Here is a 24,744-nt window from a genome sequence, read left to right as displayed (position 1 = left end):
GATTTCTTAGGAGATACAGAACAATGACTACTCCCACCCAGCAGCTCTCCGACGCCGGTGTTTCCATCTGGCTCGATGACCTTTCCCGTGGACGCCTGGAAACCGGCACCCTCGCCAAGCTCATCGAAGAGAAGAACGTGGTTGGCGTGACCACCAACCCGTCCATCTTCCACGCCGCCATCACGGCAGGCACCGACTACGACGCCACGATCGCAAAGCAGGCAGCGGCCGGCGCCAGCGTCGAGGACACCATCTTCGAAATCACCACCACCGACGTCGCCGATGCCTGCGACCTCTTCGCTCCTGTGGCGGCAGCCACCAAGGGCGTGGACGGCCGCGTGTCAATCGAGGTTGACCCCCGCCTGGCTTGGGACACCGCCGGTACCATTGCCGAAGCCAAGCACCTGTACAAGAGGGTCAGCAAGGACAACGTCCTTATCAAGATCCCGGCCACGCTCGAGGGCCTCGAGGCCATCACCGCCACCCTGGCCGAGGGCATCAGCGTCAACGTCACCCTGATCTTCTCCCTCGAGCGCTACCGCGCCGTCATCAACGCCTTCCAGGCCGGCCTGGAGCAGGCGAAGGAAAACGGCCACGACCTCTCGAAGATCCACTCCGTGGCTTCCTTCTTCGTCTCCCGCGTGGACTCTGAGATCGACAAGCGCCTCGACGCCCTGGGCACCGAGGAGGCCAAGGCACTCAAGGGCAAGGCCGGCCTGGCCAACGCCCGCCTGGCCTACCAGGTCTACGAAGAACTGTTCGCCACCGAGCGCTGGGCCCTGCTGGCCGAAGCCGGCGCACTCCCCCAGCGTCCCCTGTGGGCCTCCACCGGCGTCAAGGATCCGGCCTACCCGGACACCCTCTACGTCACGGAACTCGTCGCACCCGGCGTCGTGAACACCATGCCCGAAAAGACGCTGGATGCCACCTTCGACCACGGCACGGTTACCGGCGACACCGTCACCGGCACCTACACCGAGGCCAACAACACCCTGGACGCGCTCGAGAAGCTCGGCATCTCGTACAACGAAGTTGTAGCAATCCTTGAATCCGAAGGCCTGGACAAGTTCGTGGCCAGCTGGAAGGAACTGCTCGGCGACGTCGAGGGCGCCCTCGCGTCTGCACGGAAGGCTTCCTAACCAACAATGAGCACACTCAGCTACGAAGCCACAGGTGCCGCGCAGCAGGCACTGGAACAGCACCTCCCCACCCTGGTGGAGGACCGCATCGCCACCCGGATCTTCGCCAAGGACCATACCCTGTGGGGAACCGAGGCCGAAGCAGAGTCGGCCATCCGGCTCGGCTGGGTTGAGGCGGCCACCGTTTCCCAGCCGCTGGTGCAGGAGATCCTGGAACTCCGCGATGCCCTCCGCGCCGAAGGCGTTACCCGCATCGCGCTCTGCGGCATGGGCGGATCCTCGCTGGCCCCCGAGGTCATTGCCGGCACCGCCGGCGTCGAGCTGACTGTGCTGGACAGCACGGACCCGGACCAGGTCCGTGCTGCCCTGGCGGACCGGCTGGCGGAGACGGCCATCGTGGTCTCCTCCAAGTCCGGTTCCACCGTTGAGACGGATTCCCAGCGGAGAGTCTTCGAGAAGGCGTTCAATGACGCCGGCATCGATGCCGCCAGCCGCATCATCATCGTCACCGATCCCGGCTCCCCGCTGGACAAGGCCTCCCGTGAGGCCGGCTACCGTGCGGTCTTCAACGCCGACCCCAACGTCGGCGGCCGCTTCTCCGCCCTCACCGCCTTCGGCCTGGTCCCCTCGGGCCTGGCCGGCGTGGACATCCAGGCCTTCCTGGATGAAGCCGAGGAAGCAGCAGAGATCCTCAACGAGGACGCTCCCGAGAACATTGGACTGTCCCTCGGAACCGCCCTGGGCGGCACCAGCCCCCTGCGCAACAAGATAGTCATCGCCGAGGACGGTTCCGGCATCGTGGGCTTCGCCGACTGGGCTGAGCAGCTCATCGCCGAGTCCACGGGCAAGCTGGGCACCGGGGTACTGCCCGTGGTGGCCGGCCCGAACTCGCCGGAGGTCACGTCAGAGGCCGCCGACGTCCTGGTGGTCCGGCTGGTAGCCGCGGACGCCGACGTCGAACTCGGTGAAAACGAAGTTGCCATCGCCGCCGGGTTGGCCACCCAGATGATGGTCTGGGAGTTCGCAACGGCCGTGGCTGGACGCCTGCTGGGCATCAACCCGTTTGACCAGCCGGATGTCGAGGCCGCCAAGATTGCTGCCCGCGGCCTGCTGGACGCACAGCCGGAGCCGACTCCCGCAGCCTTTGTTGACGGCGCCATCGAGGTCCGCGGCGGCGGCTGGCTCGCCGGTGCGTCCACGGCCGAAGAGGCAGTGCGTGCCTTACTGGAAACCCTCCAGCCGGACAGCTACCTCAGCGTCCAGGCCTACTTCGACCGGCTCGCGTTCGCGCAGCTCGAGGGCATCCGCGATGACCTGGCAGCGGTTTCCGGCCGTCCCGTCACCTTCGGCTGGGGTCCCCGGTTCCTGCACTCCACCGGGCAGTTCCACAAGGGCGGCCCCGCCATCGGCGTGTTCCTCCAGGTCACTGCTGAGGCGGCCGAGGATCTTGCCATCCCCGACCGTCCCTTCACCTTCGGGAAGCTGATCTCGGCGCAGGCCGCCGGTGACGCCCAGGTCCTGAGCGAGCACGGCCGCCCGGTGCTTCGCCTGCACCTGACCGACCGGGCAGCCGGTGTGGCACAGTTGCAGGACATCATTGCTGCGCTGTCCGCCAGGTCAGCCTCCGTTACCGAAAGCTAAGGCACAGAAGCACCATGCCAGAAACTGAATACGGCAGGACGTCCGGGACGCGTCCCGGGAAACCGTTGCGGAATCCGCTCCGCGACCCGCGTGACCGCCGCCTGAACCGGATTGCCGGTCCGTCATCGCTGGTGCTCTTCGGAGTAACCGGTGACTTGGCCCGCAAGAAACTCATGCCGGCCGTGTACGATCTCGCCAACCGTGGGCTGCTGCCTCCCAGCTTTGCGCTGGTGGGCTTTGGCCGTCGACCTTGGACGGACGAGGATTTTGCCGCCGAGGTGAAGGCCTCCGTGCAGGCCTACGCGCGCACGCCTTTTGACGAGGCGGTGTGGAACCAGCTCGCTGAGGGCATCCGCTTTGTCCAGGGCGCGTTCGACGACGACGGCGCCTTCGAGCGGCTTGGTGAAACCATCAAGGAGCTCGACGACGTCCGCGGCACCCGGGGAAACCACGCGTTCTACCTGTCGATCCCGCCCAAGGCGTTCGAACAGGTCTGCCGGCAGCTCTCCAAGCACGGCCTGGCCCAGGCTGAAGGCGACAAGTGGCGCCGCGTGGTGATCGAGAAGCCCTTTGGGCACGACCTCCAATCCGCCCGGCAGCTGAACGATATCGTGGAGTCCGTGTTCCCGGCTGACGCGGTGTTCCGGATCGACCACTACCTGGGCAAGGAGACGGTCCAGAACATCCTGGCGCTGCGGTTCGCGAACCAGTTGTTCGAGCCGTTGTGGAACGCCAACTACGTGGACCACGTCCAGATCACCATGGCCGAGGACATCGGCACCGGCGGCCGGGCAGGTTACTACGACGGCGTGGGCGCAGCCCGCGACGTGATCCAGAACCACCTGCTCCAGCTGCTGGCGCTGACGGCGATGGAGGAACCCATCTCCTTCAACGCCGATGATTTGCGCGCTGAGAAGGAAAAGGTCCTCGCCGCCGTCAAGCTTCCCGATGACCTGTCCACGCACTCAGCGCGGGGGCAGTTCACCGGCGGCTGGCAGGGCGGGGAACAGGTCCAGGGCTACCTGGAGGAAGAGGGCATCCCTGCCGATTCCACCACCGAAACCTTCGCCGCGGTCCGGGTGGATATCCACACCCGCCGCTGGTCCGGTGTGCCGTTCTACCTGCGGGCCGGCAAGCGCCTGGGCCGGCGCGTGACCGAGATCGCGGTGGTGTTCAAGCGTGCGCCGAACCTGCTGTTCCGCGACCACGGCGAGGATGACTTCGGCCAGAACGCCGTGGTGATCCGGGTCCAGCCCGACGAGGGCGTGACCATCCGCTTCGGGTCCAAGGTCCCCGGCACGCAGATGGAAGTCCGCGACGTGACCATGGACTTCGGGTACGGGCACTCCTTCACCGAATCGTCCCCGGAGGCGTACGAGCGGCTGATCCTGGACGTGCTCCTGGGCGAGCCGCCGCTGTTCCCGCGGCACGAGGAAGTGGAGCTGTCCTGGAAGATCCTTGACCCGTTCGAGGACTACTGGGGAACCCTGGACGAACAGCCCGAACCCTACGCCCCGGGAAGTTGGGGCCCGGCCTCAGCCGATGAGCTGCTGGCCCGAGACGGACGAACCTGGAGAAGGCCATGATTGTAGACCTGCCGGACACCACCACCTCCAACGTTTCCAAGAAGTTGATGGCCCTGCGCGAGCAGGGCGGGGTGATCGCCCTGGGCCGGGTGCTCACCCTCGTGGTGGTCACTAAGTCAGGGCTCGAGGAAGAGGCCATCGAGGCTGCCAACGATGCAAGCCGGGAACACCCCTGCCGCATCATCGTCCTGGCAGACGCCGGAGCCGACGCCGAGGACAAGCTGGACGCCCAGATCCGCGTCGGCGGTGACGCGGGCGCGTCCGAGGTGATTGTGCTGCGCGGCTACGGCCAGCTTGCGCATGAAAGCGAATCCCTCGTGGCTGCGCTGCTGCTGCCGGACGCACCGATCGTGGCCTGGTGGCCGCACGGTGCCCCGGAAAGCGCCTGCGAAACCTCCATTGGCCGGATAGCGCACCGACGCATCACGGATTCCGCGAACGAACCGGACCCGCAGGCGGCGCTGGAGAACATCAATGCCACCTACCGGGCCGGGGACACCGACCTGGCTTGGACCCGCCTGACCAACTGGCGGATCCAGCTCGCCGCAGTCCTGGACCAGGTGGACTCCTCGCCGGTGACCGCCGTCGCGGTTGAAGGTGCCTCGGACTCTCCCAGCACTATCCTCCTCGCGGCTTGGCTCACCCTCACGCTGGACGCACCGGTGACGATTGTGGCCGACCCCGCCGGGACCGGCATCCGCCGAGTCCGCCTCACCCGCCCGGGAGGCGACGTCCAGCTCTTCCGCCCCGGACTGTCCGTGGCCGAACTGACCCAGCCGGGACAGCCGGCCCAACGGATCTCCCTTCCCCGCCGGAGTCTCCGCGACTGCCTCGCGGAGGAGCTGCGCCGCCTTGACCCGGACGAAGTGTTCGGGGAAGTGATTACTATGGGACTGCCGCGTACCAATCTAAGGAGTGTCCGACCCAGTGAGCGTTGAGCCAAGAGTAAGCATTCATCCTGATTCCTCCGTGCTGATGGCGGCCATTGCGGCCCGCCTGATCACCAAGCTTGTCGATGTCCAGGACAAGTACGGTGAGGCTACCGTGGTCCTGACCGGCGGCACGGTGGGTATCGGCACACTGAAGGCTGTTGCTGACTCTCCGGCGGCGCCCGCCGTCGACTGGTCCAAGGTCAACTTTTGGTGGGGCGACGAGCGGTTTGTCTCCTCGGACGACGCCGACCGGAACACGAAACAGGCGTTCAACGCGTTGCTTTCGCATATTCCGGTGGATCCCGAGCGGATCCACGAACCCGGGTCCTCGGACCAGTTCGGTACTCCCGAAGAGGCTGCCGAGGATTATGCGCGCCAGCTTCGGGACGCTGCCGCCTCCGAACACGCTGCCGATATGTCCGATGACCGGCCGGAACAGCCGGGCGCACTCCCCCGCCTGGACGTTGTCCTGCTGGGCGTAGGACCGGACGCGCACGTGGCGTCGCTGTTTCCGGAGCAGGCCGGCATCCGTGAAAAGGAACGGACGGTGGTGGGTGTGCGGAACTCGCCGAAACCGCCTCCGCTGCGCGTCTCCCTGACGCTGCCGACCATTAACACGGCTGCCGAAGTATGGATGGTTGTTGCGGGCGAGGACAAGGCCGGGGCGGTGGGGCTGGCACTTGCCGGCGCCAACCCTGTGCAGGTGCCCGCCGCGGGTCCGCGGGGAACTTCGCGGACGCTTTGGCTCATCGATGAAAACGCGGCGTCACGCGTTCCGCAGCAGCTCGTCCGCAAGGACGCCGCGGGCGCGTAGTCTTTCCAACGCTCCAGCCAGGAGGTCTTCGGCGTCCTGGCTGGAGCGCCGCTCTTTAACGTATTCCAGGTGGCTCTTGTAGCCGTCTGCCCTGGCGTCCGCCCCGGCGGCGGCCATGCCGTCCTTGGCTGCCCCAGCGCCGCACCGGCGGCAATCCCACACCGCCGGCAGCTGGTCCTCAGGAAGCTTGAGGAAAACCAGTTGTGTTTCGTGCCCCTTCCCGCACCAGTACGACACCCGGATGCGCGGGAGGGTTTTTACCTGGTCCTCGTCGGCCTGGAGACTGGGCCCTGTTCCTGCCGTTACACCCGCCCGCGTGCCCCGGAAACCTGATGTTGGGTGGACCATCGGTGCTCCTGCCTTTTAAACAGAACTGTGGCTGCCGGAAACCGACAGCCACAGTTTAGTTCGAAGATCCGCGCGGCGGCAGTGCCCGCGCGAATCCTTTTAGCTGTGTGTCAGGAGTCTCCGCCACCGCTGAACCGCATAATCAGCCCGAGGGCGATGATGACGATGCCCCAGGTGACACCGAGGATGACGGTGAACCTGTTGAGGTTGCGTTCGGCCACGCCCGAAGAGCTCAACCCGGAACTCATGCCGCCACCGAACATGTCGGACAGTCCGCCGCCCCGTCCCTTATGGAGGAGGATGAGCAACGTCAGCAGGAGGCTGGTGATGCCAAGGAGGATCTGCAGAATGACATGAAGAACGTCCACGACGGCCTTTCAGAAAGTTGGAATTGCGGGAGTGTGCGCGGCGGGACGGACTAGTCCGTCACCAAATGACTCTCGAACCTGACAATATTAGCAAACTCGGCCGGATCAAGGCTTGCACCGCCCACCAGCAGGCCGTCCACGTCGAGTTCCTTCAGGATAGCGGCGGCATTGTTGGCCTTGACCGATCCCCCGTACAGCAGGCGTGTCTTCGACGCTACGTCGGTTCCAAAGAGGGTCTCAAGCTCGGCGCGGATTGCGGCGCACATTTCCTGTGCATCTCCCGGCCCCGCTACTTCGCCGGTGCCAATGGCCCACACGGGCTCGTAGGCCACCACAAGCTCGCCTGCCTGCTCGGGGGTAAGGCCTGCAACACCAGCGCGGAGCTGGGCCAGCGTGTGGTCCACGTGGGTGCCTGCCTGGCGGATTTCCAGGCCTTCACCGACGCACAGCACGGGAACCAGGTTGTGCTTGAACGCGGCCTGTACTTTGGCATTGAGCACGTCGTCGGACTCGTTGTGGATGGTCCGGCGTTCACTGTGGCCCACCAGGACGTACTTGCAGCCCAGCTTGTTCAGGAACTGGCCGGAGATGTCGCCCGTGTAGGCGCCGGAGTCGAACTGCGAGAGGTCCTGGCCGCCGTAGGCAACATCCAGGTCGTCACCCTGGACCAGGGTCTGCACTCCGCGAAGATCGGTGAACGGCGGGAAGACGGCAACCTCAACCCGGCTGTAGTCGTGCTTGGCGTCGGAGAGGGTCCACGCGAGTTTCTGCAGGAGGGTGATGCCCTGCACGTGATCCATATTCATTTTCCAGTTGCCCGCAATAAAGGGCTTGCGGTCGAAAGCGCCATTCGTTGAAGTTGTCACGTATTCTCCAAAAGTCTTGATAAGTGTTCGGCCGGCAGGCTGCCGCGGGGCAACCTGCCGGCCGGAGGGTTGAAGAGCCAGGTACTGCTGCCGGAAAGTGCTGCTACCGGCGGCTGTCTCTAACGGTCCAGGACGCTGAGCCCCGGGAGTTCCTTGCCTTCGAGGTATTCCAGGCTGGCACCGCCACCGGTGGAAATGTGGCCGAACTGGCCGTCAGCGAAACCAAGCGTGCGGACGGCGGCGGCGGAATCCCCGCCTCCAACCACGGTAAACGCGCCGGTTTCGGTCAGCGACTGTGCGATGGCGCGGGTACCGGCGGCAAAGGCCTCGAATTCGAAGACCCCCATCGGTCCGTTCCAGAAAACGGTCTTGGCACCCTTGATCCTGTCGGCAAAGGCAGCCGCAGAGTCCGGACCGATGTCCAGGCCGATGCCCTCGGCTCCGAAACTGCTGTCCTCGATGGCGTCTGCTGCCACGGTTTCGTGGGCGGCGTCTGCGGCGAACTTCCCGGCCACGACGACGTCGGTGGGCACCACGAATTCCGTGCCGGCATCTGCGGCGCGCTTCAGGTAGTCCTGGACCACGGGGATCTGGTCCTCCTCGAGCAGGCTGGAGGCCACCTTGTGGCCCGCTGCGGCGAGGAAGGTAAACAGCATGCCGCCGCCTACCAGGATGGTGTCCGCCTTGCCGAGCAGGTTGTCGATGACTGCCAGCTTGTCCGAGACTTTCGAGCCGCCGAGCACCACCACGTAGGGGCGCTGCGTGTCCGCGGTGAGTTTGCGGAGCACCTCCACCTCAGTGTGCACGAGGTCGCCCAGGTAGGAGGGCAGCCGGGTGGCGACGTCGTAGACGCTGGCGTGCTTGCGGTGCACCGCACCGAAGGCGTCGTCCACGTACGCGCCGTTGTCCCCGGTCAGTGCCACCAGCTCGTCAGCGAAGGCGCCGCGCTCGGCGTCGTCCTTGCTGGTTTCGCGGGCATCGAAGCGCACGTTCTCCAGAACCAGCACTTCGCCGTCCTGGAGGGAGGCTGCAGCTTCCTTGGCGGAACTGCCTGCCGTGTCCCGGGCCAGGGTGACCTTGAAGTCCGCAAGTTCAGCCAGGCGGTTGACTGCGGGGCGGAGGGAGTACTTGTCCTCAGGGGCGCCCTTGGGGCGTCCGAGGTGGGCTGTTACCAGCACGCGGGCACCGGCGTCCGTGAGCTTTCCCAGCACTGGCAGTGAGGCCCTGATGCGGCCGTCGTCAGTCACTGTAGAGCCGTCGAGCGGCACATTCAGGTCACTTCGAACCAGAATGTACCGCCCGCGGACACCTTCAGCGATCAGTTCGTTGAGGGTGTGAGATGTCATGTGTCTAACCCTAGCCCAGCTTGGCTGCCACAAGCTCCGTGAGGTCAACGAGGCGGTTGGAGTAGCCCCATTCGTTGTCGTACCAGGAAACAACCTTGACCTGGTTGCCGATCACCTTGGTGAGGCCGGAGTCGAAGATCGAGGATGCGGGATCGCCAACGATGTCGGAGGAGACAATCGGCTCGTCCGTGTAGGTCAGGAAGCCCTGGAGGTCCTCGGACTCCGCTGCGCGCTTGAGCACAGCGTTGACTTCCTCCACGGTGGTCTCACGGGAGACGGTGACGGTGAGGTCGGTGGCGGAGCCGGTGGGGACGGGGACGCGGATGGCGTAGCCGTCCAGCTTGCCCTTGAGCTCGGGCAGGACCAGGCCGATGGCCTTTGCTGCACCGGTGGACGTGGGAACCATGTTGACGGCAGCGGCGCGGGCGCGGCGCAAGTCCTTGTGCGGGCCGTCCTGCAGGTTCTGGTCCGCGGTGTAGGCGTGAACCGTGGTCATGAGGCCACGCTCGATGCCGAACTCGTCGTTGACAACCTTGGCCAGCGGGCCGAGGCAGTTGGTGGTGCAGGACGCATTCGAGATGATGTGGTGCGTGGCGTTGTCGTACAGCTTGTGGTTAACGCCCATCACGATGGTGATGTCCTCGTCCGAAGCAGGTGCGGAGATGAGGACCTTCTTGGCGCCGGCGTCGATGTGCTTCTGCGCATCGGCGGCCTTGGTGAAGAAGCCAGTGGATTCGATGACGATGTCCACCCCCAGCTCGCCCCACGGGAGGTTGGCGGGATCGCGCTCGGCCAGGACCTTGACGACGTTGCCGTTGACGACGATGTTGCCGTCCTTGACTTCGATGGTTTCCTTCAAGCGGCCGCCGACGGAGTCGTACTTGAACAGGTGGGCGAGGGCCTCCGGGCTGGTGAGGTCGTTGACTGCAACGATCTCCAGGTCCGCGCCCTGTGCGAGTGCTGCGCGGAAGTAGTTGCGGCCAATACGGCCAAAGCCGTTGATACCAATACGGGTCGTCACTTTTACAGTCTCCTTGGTGCTTTGAAAAGCACAACTAGTTGAGCGGGCTATCAAGCCAACTAACAGATCCCGCACGCCATTGGGCAGAGATGATTTACAGACGGAGGGCGACCAGCCTCATTGCTGAAGGCTAACCGCCTTCCGTGACCTATCTTACGTTTAACTGGGTCCGCCCCCGCAAGTGCGGGGGCGGACGGTCCACATTCCGGCTGGTTTACTCCCAAAATGTGAACTTTGTTACAGGGGTGTGAAGCGCGGCTCACTACCGGAGGGTGATGAGTCCCGTGGCGTTGGTGCGTGCAGCCTCGAAGCGCTTGGCGACGTCGGCCCAGTTCACGATGTTCCAGAATGCCTTGACGTAGTCGGCCTTGACGTTGACGTAGTCCAGGTAGAAGGCGTGCTCCCACATGTCCAGCATCAGCAGCGGGGTGGTGCCCAGCGCGGTGTTGCCCTGCTGGTCGTACAGCTGCTCGATGACCAGGTTTCCGCCGATGGGCTCGTAAGCCAGGAAACCCCAGCCCGAACCCTGCAGGCCGAGGGCGGCCGCGGAGAACTGGGCACGGAAGGCGTCAAAGGAACCGAAGGCGTCGTCGATGGCTGCTGCCAGCTCGCCTTCGGGCTTGTCGCCGCCGTCCGGGGAGAGGTTGTTCCAGAACACGGAGTGGTTGACGTGGCCGCCGGTGTGGAACGCAAGGTCCTTGGACAGGCGGTTGATGTTGGCGAAGTCGCCCTTCTCGCGCGCCTCGGCCAGCTGTGCGAGGGCGTTGTTGGCGCCGGCCACATAGGTTGCGTGGTGCTTGCTGTGGTGCAGCTCCATGATGCGCGCTGAGATGTGCGGCTCCAGGGCGGCGTAATCGTAGCTGAGTTCGGGCAGTACGTACTCTGTCACAAAATCCTCCAATATCGTGGACACTCGGTCCGGTTGCTAACTCTCGGATTGTGCATCCGGGCGGCGCCCGGAAGTTTGCGGTGGCGGTAAATCCCCCGCCGGCGGGCAACCGGCCGTAATGGCCTGCGGTCCGGGCTGGATATCACCGTCACGTTGTCGATTCTAGGGTGCTGTCACTCGTCCAGCATTTCAGGCGTCACATTGGCATCCGTCCCCGGGATGCCAAGGTCCAGTGCGCGTTTGTCCGCCATGGCCAGCAGGCGGCGGATCCTTCCGGCGATGGCGTCTTTGGTCATCACCGGATCGGCAAGGCGGCCCAGTTCGTCCAAGCTGGCCTGTTTGTGCGCCACCCGCAACTCGCCGGCGTACTTCAGGTGGTCCGGGACGTCGTCGCCCAATATCTCCAAAGCGCGGTCCACGCGGGCCCCGGCCGCCACGGCGGCCTGTGCTGAACGGCGAAGGTTGGCGTCGTCGAAGTTGGCAAGCCGGTTGGCGGTGGCCCGTACTTCCTTGCGCATCCGGCGTTCCTCCCACACCATCAGGGCGTCATGGGCGCCCATGCGGGTCAGGAGGGCGGCGATGGTGTCGCCGTCGCGGATGACCACCCGGTCCACCCCCCGGACTTCGCGTGCCTTCGCCTGGATGTCCAGGCGGCGGGCGGCGCCCACCAGTGCCAGCGCGGATTCCGGGCCCGGGCAGGTCACCTCCAGCGAGGATGAGCGACCGGGTTCGGTGAGCGAGCCGTGGGCCAGGAAGGCACCGCGCCACACCGCCTCGGCGTCTGCCGCAGAACCGTTGACGACGGCGGACGGCAGCCCCCGCACGGGGCGGCCGCGGCCATCCAGGAGGCCGGTCTGGCGGGCCAGCGCCTCGCCGTCGCGCACCACCCGGACAACGTAACGGCTGGCGCGCCGCAGTCCCCCGGCGGAAACCACGATGATTTCGCTCTGGTGGCCGTAGACTTCCGCGATGGCGGCCCGTAGGCGGCGGGCGGTGGAGGCCAAATCTACTTCGGCCTCGATGACGATCCGGCCCGAGATGATGTGGAGTCCGCCGGCAAAGCGGAGCATTGCGGAGACTTCGGCTTTCCGGACGGATGACTTCTTGATGTCCAGACGGGACAGTTCTTCCTTGACTGATGCTGTCAGTGCCATGGCACCTTCCTAACTGTTCCCAAAAATGTCGTTGTACGCCGTGGCCAGACGCAGGGGGTCATGGACGGGTCGGCGGCCCGACGCCCCTACTTTACCCAAGACCACCTCGGCGCCGATCATCGCAGCGGCCTTCTCGAACTCCTGCCGGTCAGGAACGGAGGCGGGGTCAGCCAGCACAACGTCGACGTTGAATTCAGGGGCGTAGCGCCGCAGGACATGCAGATGGTCGGCAGCGGTCATGCCGGAAGTTTCCTTGGTGTCCGTGGCCAGGTTCATGGTCAGGCAGCGCTTGGCGGGGGTGTGGCACAGTGCCTGCCGCATCTCGGGCAGCAACAGGTGCGGCAGCACCGAGGTGTACCAGGAGCCCGGACCCAGGATGACCCAGTCCGCGAGTTCTATGGCCGTCAGTGCTTCAGCGCAGGCCGGCGCCGCCTCGGGCAGGAGGCGCACCTGCTCCAGCGAACCAGCCACTGCGCAACGCGCCTGTCCCCGGATGGTCTCCAGTTGCCAGGCGCCGTCCGGAGTGGTGACCCGGACGTCCCCTTCGATGGTCAGCGGCTCCGTGGACATGGGCAGGACCTGGCCGCGTGCCCCGAGCAGGGCGCCGGCCCACCGCAGTCCTGCCACTGCGTCACCCAGCAGCTCCCACAGCGTGACGATCAGCAGGTTACCCGTGGCGTGGTCGTCCAGCGAGCCGCCAGGCCCCTTCCCGGGGCGGAAGCGGTGCTGCATCACGTCACGCCAGGTGCGACCCCAGTCGGTATCGTCGCACAAGGCTGACAGGGCCATCCGCAGGTCTCCCGGCGGGAGGACGCCGTACTCGTCCCGCAGACGCCCGGAAGAACCGCCGTCGTCCGCTACCGTGACGATCGCAGTGAGCTCCGAGGTGAGCAGGCGGAGTGCCGAGAGCGACGCCGAGAGGCCGTGGCCGCCGCCCAATGCAACAACGTTCGGCCCCTTATCCTGCTGGCTTGCCGCCGCGGAGCCGGCAGGCGGAACCAGCGGCAGCGCCCCGGTGAACAGCGACATTACTCGCGGCCCAGGTCCCGGTGCGTGGTGGTCACCGTGACCCGCGGGTACTGCGCCAGCTTCTTGGAAAGTTCGACGGCGACCGCCACCGAGCGGTGTTTACCGCCCGTGCAGCCCACGGCGATGGTGGCATAGTGCTTGTTTTCGCGGCGGTAGCCGTCCAGGACCGGCTCCAGTGCCATGACGTAGCGGTCCACGAAGTTCTTCACGCCCTCGGCTTCGAGCACGTAATCGCTGACGTCCTTGTCCAGCCCCGTGTGCGGACGCAGCTGCGGCACCCAGTGCGGATTGGGGATGAACCGGACGTCCGCCACGTAGTTTGAGTCCACGGGCAGGCCGTACTTGAAACCAAAGCTCATGACGTTCAGGCGCAGCGCCACGGGGCCGGTTTCACTGAAGAGTTCGGTGATGGCGGTGGCGAGGCCGTGGACGTTGTAGCCCGAGGTGTCCAGGACGACGTCGGAGCTGTCGCGCAGTTCCTGCAGCAGGTCGCGTTCAGCGGCGATGCCGTCGAGGATGCGGCCCCCGCCCTGCAGGGGGTGCGGCCGCCGCCCCTGCTCAAAGCGCCGGACCAGGACGTCGTCGCTGGCGTCGAGGAAAAGGACGCGGAAGGTGACGCCGCTCGCGGCCAGCGCGCCGAGGGCTGCGCGGATGTCCGCGAACAGTCCCTTGCTGCGCACATCGATGACAACCGCCAGCCGCGGGATGGACTGGGGTGCGTGGGAGACGAGTTCCGCGAGGGTGCCCAGCATCTGCGGCGGGAGGTTTTCCACGACGTACCAGCCGTGGTCCTCGAGCGCATCAGCCGCTGTGCTCCGCCCCGCTCCGGACATCCCGGTGACTACCAGCAGTTCCGCTTCGAGCGGCTTGACGGGGAGCATCCCGTCCTGCCCTGCTCCGGATTCCGCTGTTGTGTCTGCCATTAAGTCCGCCCCGTTTCTGCTGTTGTTCTCCCGGGGTGGCCCGCATCGGCTGATACCCCGCCCTCAACCCTAGCTAAGATTCTTTGAACTCCGCGTAGTTTCAGCGGTGTCCGCTAGGTTTCGATGACTTCGCCGGTGGTCATGTTGATGGCCGGCACGGTGGCGGCCTCCGGTCCGGTAGCGGAGAAGTGGTTCACGATGGCGCCCGCGAGGGCGGGTCCGATCCCCTTGGCCTCGGAAAGTTCCGCCACCGAAGCGGCCTTGACGCCCTTGACCGATCCGAAGTGCGCCAGGAGGGCCTTCCGCTTGGAGGCACCGAGGCCCGGTACGCCATCCAAGGCGGAGACGGTCATGGCCTTCCCGCGCTTTTGCCGGTGGAAGGAAATGGCAAACCGGTGGGCTTCGTCACGGATCCGCTGGAGCAGGTACAGCCCTTGGGATGTCCGGGGCAGGATCACGGGGAAGTCACTGTCCGGCAGCCAGACCTCCTCCAGGCGTTTGGCCAGGCCCACCACATACACATCGTCAATGCCCAGGCCGGCCAACGCCCGGGCCGCAGCGTTGACCTGGGGCTTGCCGCCGTCCACCACCACGAGGTTGGGCGGGTACGCGAACCTGGCCCGGGGTGCCGGCGTGGTGGTGTCCAGCATTGCGGCGTCCTGGTCTGGTTCCTGGCCTGGTTCCTGGAGCCCCTGCTCCAACTGGCCCGGTTGCTGCCCACCCGCGCTGAGGACGGATTCGTCCACCTGTCCGGACTTGTCCTGCAGGTAGTAGCGGAACCGCCTGGTCAGGACGTCGTGCATGGCTGCGGTGTCGTCGGTGGCCGCGGCGCCGGTGATGGAGAACTTCCGGTAGTCGGATTTCTTCGGCAGGCCGTCTTCCACCACCACCATCGATGCCACCACGTTGGTGCCCTGGACATGGGAGACGTCATAGCACTCGATGCGCAGCAGGGGCACCGGAAGGTCCAGCGCTTCCTGGAGTTCCTGAAGCGCCAGCGACCGCACGGTAAGGTCACCCGCCCGGCGGGTCTTGTGCAGCTTCAGCGCTTGCTCGGCGTTCTCCCGCACAGTGGACATCAGCGCGGCTTTGTCTCCGCGCTGGGGTACCCGGATGTCGACCTTGGCGCCGCGCATTCCGCCCAGCCACTCGGTCAGCTCCGCCGCATTGCTGGGTGCCACCGGCACCAGGACTTCACGGGGCAGCCGGCCGTGGCTGTGCCCCTCTTCGCCGTAGACCTGCTGCAGCAGGTGCTCCACCAGATCGGGGGTGGTGAAATCCTCTACTTTCTCCACCACCCAGCCGCGCTGGCCGCGGACCCGGCCGCCTCGGACGTGGAACACCTGCACTGCAGCTTCCAGTTCGTCTTCGTGAAGGGCGAAGATATCGGCGTCGGTGTCTTCCGCGAGCACCACGGCGTTGCGCTCGAAGACTTTCCGGAGGGCCGTGATGTCGTCGCGCAGCCGGGCCGCCCGCTCATAGTTGAGCTCGGCTACGGCTTCCGCCATCTGCTTTTCGAGCTTGCCGATGAAGCGTTTGGCCTCGCCGCCCATAAAAGCACAGAAATCGTCTGCCAAGGCCCGATGGTCTTCCGGGGTGATCCGGCCCACGCACGGTGCCGAGCATTTGTCGATGTAGCCGAGCAGGCATGGCCTGCCGCTTGCCTCGGCGCGCTTGAAAACACCGGCGCTGCAGCTGCGGACCGGGAAGACGCGGAGCAGGGTATCCATGGTCTCCCGGATGGCGCCCGCGGTGTACGGCCCAAAGTAGCGCGTGCCCTTCCTCCTGTCGCCGCGCATCACCTGGACGCGGGGATATTTTTCGCCCAGGGTGACGGCAAGGTAGGGGTAGGTTTTATCGTCGCGGAAGACGACGTTGAACCGGGGCTTGAATTCCTTGATCCAGGTGTATTCCAGCTGGAGCGACTCCAGCTCGCTCCCCACCACCGTCCATTCCACGCTGCTGGCCGCGTGGACCATGGCATAGGTTTTCGGCAGGAGTCCGGCGGGGTTCGCGAAGTAGGAATTCAGCCGGGAGCGGAGGCTTTTAGCCTTGCCCACGTAGATGACCCGTCCGTTGGGGTCGCGGAACCGGTACACCCCCGGGTTGGTGGGAATCTCACCCGTTTGGGGCCGATAACTTGCTGGATTTGCCACTTATCCATTCTACTGAGGCATGCCGGGTGCATCTGACACGTGGAGGGTTAACGTGCTCCCCTCAGCCTCAACAGGTGGACAACCCGCCGGGTTCCTACTCGATGATCTTGCTTTGGTTGTAGCTGGTGGAGCGTTCCTGGCCGCTAAGTTCGGCAATGGCGTCCATGATGCGGTCCGTCACTTGCCGGCGCGCCGGCAGCGAGTGGTCCGGTCCCGTCTTGTCGAAGTACAGCGGCTCCCCCACTTTCATGATGAAGTGCTGCGGCCGGACGCCCTTTTCGCCGGCGCGCTGTAGGTTTTCCGTCCCAATCAGGCCCACCGGGATGACGGGAGCTCCGGTGGTCAGCGCCAGCCAGCCCACGCCGGTGCGCCCGCGGTAGAGGATACCGTCCCGGGAACGGGTGCCTTCGGGGTAGATCCCGATTCCCTTGCCTGATTCGAGGATGTCCAGAAGTGTCCTGAGCGCCTGGACGCTGGCGGCCTGCTCGCCACGTTCCACGGGGATGGACCCCACGGATTCGAAGAAGGCTTTCATCGCTTTGCCTTTGACGCCGCCGGTGGTGAAGTACTCGGCCTTGGCGAAGAAGGCCACGGGACGCGGCATCAGCGCCTGGACGATGACGCTGTCAAAGAAGGAGAGATGGTTGGGTGCCACGATAAACGGACCGGCGGTGGGAACGTTTTCCAGTCCGACGACGGTGGGCCGGCATGAGCCCGAGATCAGGCTCCGCGTGGTCCAGCGGACGGCATCAAACAGTGCCATCGTTCGTCACCTCGCTCATCGCGGCAGTGTGGATCCCCTGCAGCCGGTCGATGGTGGCAACCAGCTCCCCTGCAGTTTCCACGACGGCCACGGCTCCCGCGTCTTCAAGTTCCCCGTTCGGGGCGAAGCCCCAGGTCACGCCGATGCAGTCCAGGCCGTTGGCGATGGCGCCCGACACATCCTGCGCCCGGTCGCCCACCATCAGAGCGTGTTGGGTGCCCAGGTCTCTTAAGGCGGCCGCGATGATCTCCGTCTTACCCAGCGGTACCCCGACCACGGCCGATTCGTCATCTGCCGATCCGTGGATGCCGTGGAACAGGCTATCGATTCCGTGGTGCGCCAGGACCGTGCGGGCCAGCCCCTGGGGTTTCTGGGTTGCCACGGCGATGGGCCGGCCGGCGGCAACGAAGGACTCGAGGACTTCCCGGACGCCCGGGTAGATCCGGCCCTGGCCGATTCCGGTGGCCACGTAGTACTCCCGGTAGCGGCGGATCACCTTGTCCAGCAGCTCCGCGGGAACCTGGGCCACGTTGAGCAGAGAGTCGCTCAGCTTGGGGCCGATCATCGCTTCGAGGAGGTCCTGGCCGGGAACCGGAAGCCCCAGCCCGCGAAGGGCCGAAGCTATTCCATCTGTTATCCCACCGGCCGGGTCGACAAGAGTGCCGTCCAGGTCAAAGATCACGGGCACTGTTGTTTGAGTCACCGGGTTAGTTTCTCACGACAGCACGCGTGCCTGAAACTCGCATACGCGCAGTGGCATACTTCGGCGAATACTTCGACCTTACGGCAGAATTTCGGCGAGGAACGCAGCAGTGTGGCTTGTGGTGGACTTGGCGAGCTGTTCGGGCGTGCCGGCCGCGACGATCTGGCCACCTCCTGAGCCGCCATCGGGACCAAGGTCCACAATCCAGTCGGCACTCTTGATGACGTCCAGGTTGTGTTCGATGGTGATCACGGTGTTGCCTTTGTCCACCAGGCCTTGCAGGACCATCAGCAGCTTGCGGATGTCCTCGAAGTGGAGGCCCGTGGTGGGCTCATCGAGGACATACACGCTGCGGCCGTTTGATCGCTTCTGCAGTTCCGCAGCCAGCTTGACCCGCTGGGCCTCACCGCCGGACAGCGTGGTTGCAGGCTGGCCAAGACGGACATAGCCGAGGCCCACGTCCACCAGGGTATTCAGGTGGCGCGCGATCGGAGAGAAGGCGGCGAAGAACTCCGCGCCCTCCTCGATGGGCATGTTGAGCACGTCCGCGATGGTCTTGCCCTTGTAATGCACTTCCAGGGTCTCGCGGTTGTACCGGGCGCCGTGGCACACCTCGCACGGAACATAGACGTCCGGCAGGAAGTTCATTTCGATCTTCAGCGTGCCGTCGCCGGAGCAGGCTTCGCAGCGCCCGCCCTTGACGTTGAAGGAGAACCGGCCCGGCAGGTAGCCGCGGACCTTCGCTTCAGTGGTCTCGGCGAACAGCTTGCGGATGTTGTCGAACACGCCCGTGTACGTGGCCGGGTTGGAGCGCGGCGTGCGGCCAATGGGGCTCTGGTCCACGTGCACAACCTTGTCCAGGTGTTCCAGGCCCTGGACGGTCTTATGCCGGCCGGCCACCTGCTTGGCGCCGTTGAGCTTGTTGGCCAGCACCTTGTACAGGATTTCGTTCACCAGGGTGGACTTGCCGGAACCGCTGACGCCGGTCACGGCCGTGAAGAGGCCCAGCGGGAACGAGGCATCAACGTTGAGGAGGTTGTTCTCCCGCGCGCCGACCACCTTCAGTTCACGCTTCTTGTCGTACTTCCGGCGCTTCCCGGGCACCTCGATCTTTTTGCGCCCGGAGAGGTAGTCGCCCGTCAGTGACGAGGTGTTTTCCAGGAGCTCCTTGTAGGAGCCGGAGTGGACCACCTGGCCGCCGTGCTCGCCGGCGCCGGGTCCGATGTCCACCACCCAGTCCGCGACGTGGATGGTGTCCTCATCATGCTCCACCACGATGAGCGTGTTGCCCATGTCCCGGAGCCGGGTCAAGGTGTCGATCAGGCGCCGGTTGTCGCGCTGGTGCAGACCGATGGAGGGTTCATCCAGGACGTAGAGCACGCCCACCAGGCCGGAGCCGATCTGGGTGGCGAGCCGGATGCGCTGGGCTTCCCCGCCGGAGAGCGTGGCGGACGGCCTCTCGAGGTTCAGGTATTCCAGGCCCACGTCCAGGAGGAACGTCAGGCGCGCCTGGATTTCTTTGAGGACCTGGTGCGCGATCTGCGCCTCACGGCCGGTGAGCACCAGGTTGTTCAGGAAGTCAGCGCAATCACGCATGGGGAGGGCCGCGACGTCGGCAATGGACTTGCCGTTGATGAGCACGGACAGGGAGGCGGGGTTGAGCCGGGCGCCGTTGCAAGCAGGGCAGGGTATTTGCCGCATGTACTCTTCGTAGCGGTCCCGGGCCCAGTCGGAGTCCGTCTCGCCGTGCTTGCGGTGGACGTACTGGATGGCACCCTCGAAGCCGGTGCTGTACTTCCGTTCCCGGCCGAACCGGTTCTTGTACTGCACCACAACCTTGTGGTCCTTGCCGTGCAGCACCGTCTGACGGACATCGCTGCCCAGCTTCTCCCACGGGGTTTCCATGGAAAAGCCCAGTTCCTTCGCCAAGCCTTCCAGGAGCCTGTTCCAGTACTCGGTGGTGGCAGTTCCCAGTGACCATGGAGCGATGGCACCTTCGGACAGTGACAGCTCCGGGTTGGGAACGATGAGTTCTTCGTCCACCTCCAGCTTGGTGCCGATGCCGCTGCAGGCCGCGCAGGCGCCGAAGGGATTGTTGAAGGAGAAGGAGCGCGGCTCGATTTCGTCGATGGCCAGCGGGTGCTCGTTCGGGCACGCCAGGTTCTCGGAGAAAGCCCGCAGCCGGTGCGGATCCTCCGCGTCCAGGTCCACGAATTCGGCGAGGACCCTGCCCTCGGCGAGGCCAAGCGCGGTTTCGATGGAGTCGGTCAGCCGCTGGCTGATCCCTTCCTTGACCACCAGGCGGTCCACCACAACTTCGATGGTGTGCTTGAACTGCTTGCCCAGCTTCGGCGGGTCGCTCAACTGGACGAGGTTGCCGTCCACGCGCGCACGGGAGTAGCCCTTGGCGGTCAGTTCCTTGAAGAGGTCAACAAACTCGCCCTTCCGGCCGCGGACCACCGGAGCCAGGACCTGAAAACGTGTGCCCTCGTCCAGCTCGAGCAGTTGGTCAACGATCTGCTGCGGTGTCTGCTTGGTTACGGCTTCGCCGCACACCGGGCAGTGCGGCCGGCCCACGCGCGCCCAAAGCAAACGCATGTAGTCGTAGATCTCGGTAATGGTTCCCACAGTTGAGCGGGGGTTCTTGCTGGTGGACTTCTGGTCGATGGAGACGGCCGGTGAAAGCCCCTCGATGAAGTCGACGTCGGGCTTGTCCACCTGCCCGAGGAACTGCCGGGCGTAGGCGGACAGCGACTCGACGTAGCGGCGCTGGCCCTCGGCGAAGATGGTGTCGAAGGCGAGGGAGGACTTTCCGGAGCCGGACAACCCGGTGAAGACGATCATGGCGTCCCGCGGCAGGTCGAGGTCCACATTTCGCAGGTTGTGCTCGCGGGCACCCTTAACGACGAGGCGGGAAAGGTCCGGGCGCTTCGGCGCGGTGGAGGGCGCTACGGTGACTTCAACGGTTTGGATGGCAGATTCTTCAGCTACGGCTTTAGGCACCTACTAATGCTAATCGAAAACTTCTTCGAACACTCACGCGGGAGCCGTCAGCCGCCGTCGTACGCAGCCGCGAGCAGCTGCACCGCCTCTGCGAACGATGCTCCCTGGGCTTTTGCCGCGGCGGCATAGGCCGCGGCAGCCTCGGAAAGTCCACCGAGACGTTCGTCACGCGCGCACACCACCGTGCCGTTCCTCCCGCGTGTGGCCACGACGCCGGCGGCCTCGAGCTCCTTATACGCCCTCGCCACCGTGTGCGGGGCGACGTCCAACCGCTCGGCCAGCGCCCTGACAGCGGGCAGCCGTGTCCCTGGCGGCAGTTTCCCGCCGTCGGCCAGATGAATGACCTGGAGCCTCAGCTGCTCGAACAGGGGCACCGAACTGGCCGCGTTCGGCTTCCACGATCCCGGGAAGTCTGCCACAGTCTTCAAATGCCGGCCTCGAGCACCCCGGTCCGTTCCGCCTTATGGAAGAACTGCGCGTTGTAAAGCCGCGTGTAGTAACTGTTAGCGGCCAGGAGGTCCTGGTGGCTGCCCTGCTCGACGATGCGTCCGTGGTCCATGACCACGATTAGATCAGCGTCGCGCACGGTGGACAAACGGTGGGCAATAACAAAGCTCGTCCTGCCCCGGCGCAACCGCTGCATTGCCTGGCGGATCAGCAGCTCTGTCCTTGAGTCCACTGAGCTGGTTGCTTCATCGAGGATCAGCACAGCCCGGCCGGCCAGCTGCGCCCTGGCGATGGTGATGAGCTGCCGCTGTCCCTGGCTCAGGCCGTCCCCGCCGTTCTCCAGCACCGTGTCATACCCCCGGGGCAGGGACCTGACAAAGCGGTCCATATGGCTTGCCTCTGCCGCCGCCAGGATGTCGGCCTCTGCCGCCTCGGGGTTGCCGTAAGCGATGTTCTCGCGGATGGTGCCCGCAAAGAGCCATGCGTCCTGGAGCACCACGCCGAATTGTGCACGCAGGAGGTCCCGTGGAATTGCCGCGATGTCCGTCCCGTCGATGGTGATGCGTCCTGAATCCGGCTCGCAGAAGCGCAGCATGAGGTTGATCACGGTGCTCTTGCCGGCCCCGGTGTGCCCAACAATCGCCACCGTCCGGCCCGGCTCCACTGTGAAGGCAAGGTTCCGGACCGCCGGCGCTGCGTTTCCGTAGCCGAACGTCACGTCGTCGAAGACGATGCGTCCGCCCGGCGCGACGACGGCGTCCGGTGCCGGCGGATCTGCGGGCTCCTCCCCCGCGTCGAGCAGGTCGAACACACGGGCTGCCGAAGCCACGCAGGACTGCATGAGGTTGAGCATGCCGCCGATTTGGCCAACAGGCTGGGTAAAGAGCCTGCTGAACTGGATAAATGCCTGGATGCCACCGATGGTCATGGCGCCGGCGATGACCTGGAGGGCTCCCACCACTGCCACGGCGATGTAGTTGAGGTTGGACATCAGGACCATCAGCGGCTGTACAACCCCGGCCGAGTACTGTGCCCTGGTGGCGGCACGCGCCAGCCGCCCGTTGCTTCGGGCGAAAACTTCCGCAGCCTGCGACTGCTGCCCGAACGCCTTGATCACCTCGTGGCCGGTGACGAACTCCTCCACGTGCGCGTTTAGTTGGCCCGTTTCGGTCCATTGGATGGCGAACTGTGCCTGGGATTTCCTGGCCACCAGCACGGTAATAAGGGTGGAAAGGGGAACGGTGGCAATCGCAATCGCAGCCAGCAGCGGCGAGATCCACAGCATCATGGCCAGTGAGCCGCACAGCATCAGGAAGGACATGATCAGTTGCGTCAGGAGCTGGTTCAGGGCCTGGGTGATGTTGTCGATGTCGTTGGTGGCACGGCTGAGGACATCGCCCCTGGACCGTTCCCCAAAGTAGTGCACTGGCAACCTGTGCAGCTTTTCCTCCACCGACTCCCGGAGGCCGTACATCAGGCCCTGGACCGAGCGGGCGGTAAGGGCCCCCTGGATCCAGTTGAAAAGGGAAGCGCTTACATACATCAAAACCACTGCCGCGAGGAGGACAGCGAGCCCTTCCTGGTCCAGGGTACGGCGCATGACGCCTTCCACCACGATGTCGGTGGCGTCGCCGAGAAGCTTGGGAGCGACGACGTTCAACCCGGCGAAGGCGCAGGTGGCGGCCACTGCGCCCAGCATGCCCGGGCGAAAGGGCCGCAGCAGGGAAAGGAGCCGGCGTGCCGTCGGCCAGAACCGTACCGGAGTCTCATCGACGGCGGTTGCCTCACTCATGGGCGTCCGTCCAGTGCCAGCTGGGAGTCCGCTATTTCCCGGTAGGTGCCCGATGTCTCCAGCAACTCCTGGTGCGTACCCTGCGCGACGAGGCGGCCGCCGTCGAGCACCAGGATCAGTCCCGCGGCTTCAACGGCGGAAATGCGCTCAGCCACCATGACGACCGTTGCAGCGGCCAACGTGGTTTGCAGTGCCTGCCGCAGTCTGGTGTCGGTGTCATAGTCAAGGGCGGAAAAGCTGTCGTCGAACAGGTACAGGGAAGTCTTGCGGAGCAGTGCGCGGGCAATACACAGCCGCTGCCGCTGGCCGCCCGAGAGGTTGGTGCCGCCCTGGCCCAGCGGCGTGGCGAGCCCCAGCGGCAGGTCCTGCATAAAACGCATGGTCTGGGCGGTTTCGAGGACCTCCCAAAGTTCATCATCCGTTGCGTCCGGCGCGGCCATGCGGAGGTTGCTGGCGATGGTGCCGGTAAAGAGGTGGGACCGTTGGGGAACTATCGCCATGGAGGCGCGCAGGCTGTCCAGGGATACGTCTTTAATGTCCATGCCCCCCAGGCTGATGGTCCCGGCCGTGGAATCGAGGAGACGGGGGATCAGGTTGAGGAGTGTGGACTTTCCGCTGCCGGTAGAGCCAACGATCGCCGTCGTGGTGCCCGGCCGGGCGGTGAAGCTGACCCCGGCAACCACCGGCTGCTCTGCCCCCGGGTAGGAAAAGCCCACTTCGCTGAACTCCAGGGTCCCGGGAGGCGCGAGAGTGGACGATGTGCCGTCAGCCGCGGGGGCAGCATGTTCCAGGGATTGTGGGTGCAGGGTTTTCGGGTGCAGTGGTTCCCGTACTGAGGGCTCCGTGTCCAGGACTGCGCTGATCCGCTCCGCGCATACCGCTGCGCGGGGGGCGGTCATCAGCACATACATGGACATCATGATGGCCAGCAGGATCTGCAGGATATAGGCGATGAACGCTGTCAGGGCTCCCAGGTTCATCAGGCCGGCCTGGATCCGGTGCCCGCCGAACCAGACCACGGCTACGGAGGAAAAATTGACCACCAGCATGACCAGCGGGAGCATGCCGGCAACCAGCAGCGCAGACTGGAGGTTGTTCGCGGTCAGGCTGTCGTTCACGCGCGCGAAGCGGCGGACCTCATGGTCCTGGCGGACGAAGGACCGGATCACGCCGGCGCCAATGATCTGCTCGCGGAGTATCCCACCGCCGCGGTCCAGCAGATCCTGTCCTTCGCGGTAGAGCGGGATCAGCCTCCGGACAATGAGGTACATGATCAGCAGCAGCAGCGGAACGATGACGATCACCACCGCAGAGAGCGCCACGTCCTGCTGCAGGGCAAGGACCACGGCCCCAACCCCCATGGCCGGTCCCGCCACCAGCATGGTGAATACCAGCACAGCGAACGCCTGGACCTGCTGGGTGTCGTTGGTGGCACGCGTGGTAAGGCTCTGGGTCCCGAACACTGCAACGTCCTGGGAGGACAGGGACTGGACCCGTGCAAAGATCTCGCCCCGCAACTGCTGCCCGATCCTCATGGCAACGACGGCCGCCAGGTATCCCGCCGCGATGGCCGCCGCCGCCTGAAGAACGGCGATCACGGCCATCACTACTCCCAGGCGGGAGATCACGGCGGTTTGGCCCGCCACGATGCCGTCATCGATGATCGCTGCGTTGACTGTTGGCAACAGCAGGTTCGCCGCGGCCTGAACCAGCTGCAGGAGAACAATGGCGGCCACGGCAGGCGTGTGGTCCGCCAACAGCCGCCTCATCAATGAGATCAGCACCATACCTCCACTGCGCTCAGGAAAGCCGCCAACGGCGGTG

21 protein-coding genes are annotated in these 24,744 nt (G+C 65.3%); 5 read left to right on the top strand and 16 right to left on the bottom strand.

Features of this window, described 5'->3' with window-relative positions:
* Window positions 1–23: 23 nt before the first annotated feature.
* The 5 genes from tal to pgl are packed head-to-tail and all read left to right on the top strand — an operon-like array spanning window position 24 to window position 6,112.
* A complete protein-coding gene (tal, locus tag M1E07_RS10440; RefSeq protein ID WP_461190132.1) occupies window positions 24–1,139 on the top strand; it encodes a transaldolase in 1,116 nt (371 codons plus the stop codon).
* Between the two features lie 6 nt (window positions 1,140–1,145).
* Window positions 1,146–2,780 carry a glucose-6-phosphate isomerase gene (locus M1E07_RS10435; RefSeq protein ID WP_461190131.1) on the top strand — a complete coding sequence of 545 codons (1,635 nt, stop codon included), beginning with the start codon at window positions 1,146–1,148 and terminating at the stop codon, window positions 2,778–2,780.
* 14 nt (window positions 2,781–2,794) lie between these two features.
* Window positions 2,795–4,366 (top strand): glucose-6-phosphate dehydrogenase, encoded by a 1,572-nt coding sequence (gene zwf / locus M1E07_RS10430; protein WP_461190130.1) that lies wholly within the window; start codon window positions 2,795–2,797, stop codon window positions 4,364–4,366.
* Window positions 4,363–5,304: a glucose-6-phosphate dehydrogenase assembly protein OpcA gene (locus tag M1E07_RS10425; protein ID WP_461190129.1), complete on the top strand. Its 942-nt coding sequence runs from the start codon at window positions 4,363–4,365 to the stop codon at window positions 5,302–5,304. The genes zwf and M1E07_RS10425 overlap by 4 nt, the downstream gene beginning before the upstream one ends.
* A complete protein-coding gene (gene pgl / locus M1E07_RS10420) occupies window positions 5,294–6,112 on the top strand; it encodes a 6-phosphogluconolactonase (RefSeq protein ID WP_461190128.1) in 819 nt (272 codons plus the stop codon). The genes M1E07_RS10425 and pgl overlap by 11 nt, the downstream gene beginning before the upstream one ends.
* On the opposite strand, the gene M1E07_RS10415 is transcribed toward pgl, so the two are convergent.
* The 16 genes from M1E07_RS10415 to M1E07_RS10340 form a co-directional block, all read right to left on the bottom strand.
* A complete protein-coding gene (locus M1E07_RS10415) occupies window positions 6,065–6,460 on the bottom strand; it encodes an RNA polymerase-binding protein RbpA (protein WP_461190127.1) in 396 nt (131 codons plus the stop codon). The genes pgl and M1E07_RS10415 overlap by 48 nt on opposite strands.
* Window positions 6,461–6,570: 110 nt before the next feature.
* Complete coding sequence (gene secG / locus M1E07_RS10410; protein ID WP_013600897.1) at window positions 6,571–6,828, bottom strand: preprotein translocase subunit SecG; 258 nt, start codon at window positions 6,826–6,828, stop codon at window positions 6,571–6,573.
* Between the two features lie 50 nt (window positions 6,829–6,878).
* Window positions 6,879–7,694 (bottom strand): triose-phosphate isomerase, encoded by an 816-nt coding sequence (gene tpiA, locus M1E07_RS10405; RefSeq protein ID WP_461190126.1) that lies wholly within the window; start codon window positions 7,692–7,694, stop codon window positions 6,879–6,881.
* A 119-nt stretch (window positions 7,695–7,813) separates the two neighbouring features.
* Complete coding sequence (locus M1E07_RS10400) at window positions 7,814–9,040, bottom strand: phosphoglycerate kinase (protein ID WP_461190125.1); 1,227 nt, start codon at window positions 9,038–9,040, stop codon at window positions 7,814–7,816.
* A gap of 10 nt (window positions 9,041–9,050) precedes the next feature.
* Window positions 9,051–10,061, bottom strand: coding sequence for a type I glyceraldehyde-3-phosphate dehydrogenase (gene gap / locus M1E07_RS10395; RefSeq protein ID WP_307095167.1), 1,011 nt, complete (start codon window positions 10,059–10,061; stop codon window positions 9,051–9,053).
* 262 nt (window positions 10,062–10,323) lie between these two features.
* A complete protein-coding gene (locus M1E07_RS10390) occupies window positions 10,324–10,950 on the bottom strand; it encodes a superoxide dismutase (RefSeq protein ID WP_163163531.1) in 627 nt (208 codons plus the stop codon).
* A gap of 173 nt (window positions 10,951–11,123) precedes the next feature.
* Window positions 11,124–12,104: a DNA-binding protein WhiA gene (gene whiA / locus M1E07_RS10385; protein ID WP_015937022.1), complete on the bottom strand. Its 981-nt coding sequence runs from the start codon at window positions 12,102–12,104 to the stop codon at window positions 11,124–11,126.
* Window positions 12,105–12,113: 9 nt separating this feature from the next.
* A complete protein-coding gene (locus M1E07_RS10380) occupies window positions 12,114–13,133 on the bottom strand; it encodes a gluconeogenesis factor YvcK family protein (RefSeq protein ID WP_461190124.1) in 1,020 nt (339 codons plus the stop codon).
* Entirely contained in the window at window positions 13,133–14,056 is a 924-nt protein-coding gene (gene rapZ, locus M1E07_RS10375) for an RNase adapter RapZ (protein ID WP_104045553.1), read from the bottom strand. The genes M1E07_RS10380 and rapZ overlap by 1 nt, the downstream gene beginning before the upstream one ends.
* 113 nt (window positions 14,057–14,169) lie before the next feature.
* Window positions 14,170–16,212, bottom strand: coding sequence for an excinuclease ABC subunit UvrC (gene uvrC, locus M1E07_RS10370; protein ID WP_461190123.1), 2,043 nt, complete (start codon window positions 16,210–16,212; stop codon window positions 14,170–14,172).
* A 94-nt stretch (window positions 16,213–16,306) separates the two neighbouring features.
* A complete protein-coding gene (locus tag M1E07_RS10365; protein WP_461190122.1) occupies window positions 16,307–16,975 on the bottom strand; it encodes a lysophospholipid acyltransferase family protein in 669 nt (222 codons plus the stop codon).
* Window positions 16,962–17,678: an HAD hydrolase-like protein gene (locus M1E07_RS10360; protein ID WP_461190121.1), complete on the bottom strand. Its 717-nt coding sequence runs from the start codon at window positions 17,676–17,678 to the stop codon at window positions 16,962–16,964. Before M1E07_RS10360 ends, M1E07_RS10365 begins: the two co-directional genes overlap by 14 nt.
* A gap of 78 nt (window positions 17,679–17,756) precedes the next feature.
* Window positions 17,757–20,681 carry an excinuclease ABC subunit UvrA gene (gene uvrA, locus M1E07_RS10355; RefSeq protein ID WP_461190120.1) on the bottom strand — a complete coding sequence of 975 codons (2,925 nt, stop codon included), beginning with the start codon at window positions 20,679–20,681 and terminating at the stop codon, window positions 17,757–17,759.
* A 47-nt stretch (window positions 20,682–20,728) separates the two neighbouring features.
* Window positions 20,729–21,109, bottom strand: coding sequence for a GntR family transcriptional regulator (locus M1E07_RS10350; protein ID WP_461190119.1), 381 nt, complete (start codon window positions 21,107–21,109; stop codon window positions 20,729–20,731).
* A complete protein-coding gene (locus M1E07_RS10345) occupies window positions 21,106–22,920 on the bottom strand; it encodes an ABC transporter ATP-binding protein (protein WP_461190118.1) in 1,815 nt (604 codons plus the stop codon). Before M1E07_RS10345 ends, M1E07_RS10350 begins: the two co-directional genes overlap by 4 nt.
* The gene (locus M1E07_RS10340) at window positions 22,917–24,707 is read right to left on the bottom strand and encodes an ABC transporter ATP-binding protein (protein ID WP_461190117.1); all 1,791 of its coding nucleotides are present in this window, start codon (window positions 24,705–24,707) and stop codon (window positions 22,917–22,919) included. Before M1E07_RS10340 ends, M1E07_RS10345 begins: the two co-directional genes overlap by 4 nt.
* Between the last annotated feature and the right edge of the window lie 37 nt (window positions 24,708–24,744).

Source organism: Arthrobacter sp. Z4-13, from assembly GCF_054792705.1.
The sequence above is the reverse complement of the archived record's forward strand: the minus strand, read 5'-3'. Positions and strand labels throughout refer to the sequence as shown.

Bases quoted from the DNA above. Each gene is read 5' to 3' on its own strand.
- tal (WP_461190132.1), top strand. From the start codon at position 24: ATGACTACTCCCACCCAGCAGCTCTCCGACGCCGGTGTTTCCATCTGG.
- M1E07_RS10435 (WP_461190131.1), top strand. From the start codon at position 1,146: ATGAGCACACTCAGCTACGAAGCCACAGGTGCCGCGCAGCAGGCACTG.
- zwf (WP_461190130.1), top strand. From the start codon at position 2,795: ATGCCAGAAACTGAATACGGCAGGACGTCCGGGACGCGTCCCGGGAAA.
- M1E07_RS10425 (WP_461190129.1), top strand. From the start codon at position 4,363: ATGATTGTAGACCTGCCGGACACCACCACCTCCAACGTTTCCAAGAAG.
- M1E07_RS10415 (WP_461190127.1), bottom strand. From the start codon at position 6,460: ATGGTCCACCCAACATCAGGTTTCCGGGGCACGCGGGCGGGTGTAACG.
- M1E07_RS10400 (WP_461190125.1), bottom strand. From the start codon at position 9,040: ATGACATCTCACACCCTCAACGAACTGATCGCTGAAGGTGTCCGCGGG.
- whiA (WP_015937022.1), bottom strand. From the start codon at position 12,104: ATGGCACTGACAGCATCAGTCAAGGAAGAACTGTCCCGTCTGGACATC.
- M1E07_RS10380 (WP_461190124.1), bottom strand. From the start codon at position 13,133: ATGTCGCTGTTCACCGGGGCGCTGCCGCTGGTTCCGCCTGCCGGCTCC.
- rapZ (WP_104045553.1), bottom strand. From the start codon at position 14,056: ATGGCAGACACAACAGCGGAATCCGGAGCAGGGCAGGACGGGATGCTC.
- M1E07_RS10365 (WP_461190122.1), bottom strand. From the start codon at position 16,975: ATGGCACTGTTTGATGCCGTCCGCTGGACCACGCGGAGCCTGATCTCG.
- M1E07_RS10345 (WP_461190118.1), bottom strand. From the start codon at position 22,920: ATGAGTGAGGCAACCGCCGTCGATGAGACTCCGGTACGGTTCTGGCCG.
- M1E07_RS10340 (WP_461190117.1), bottom strand. From the start codon at position 24,707: ATGGTGCTGATCTCATTGATGAGGCGGCTGTTGGCGGACCACACGCCT.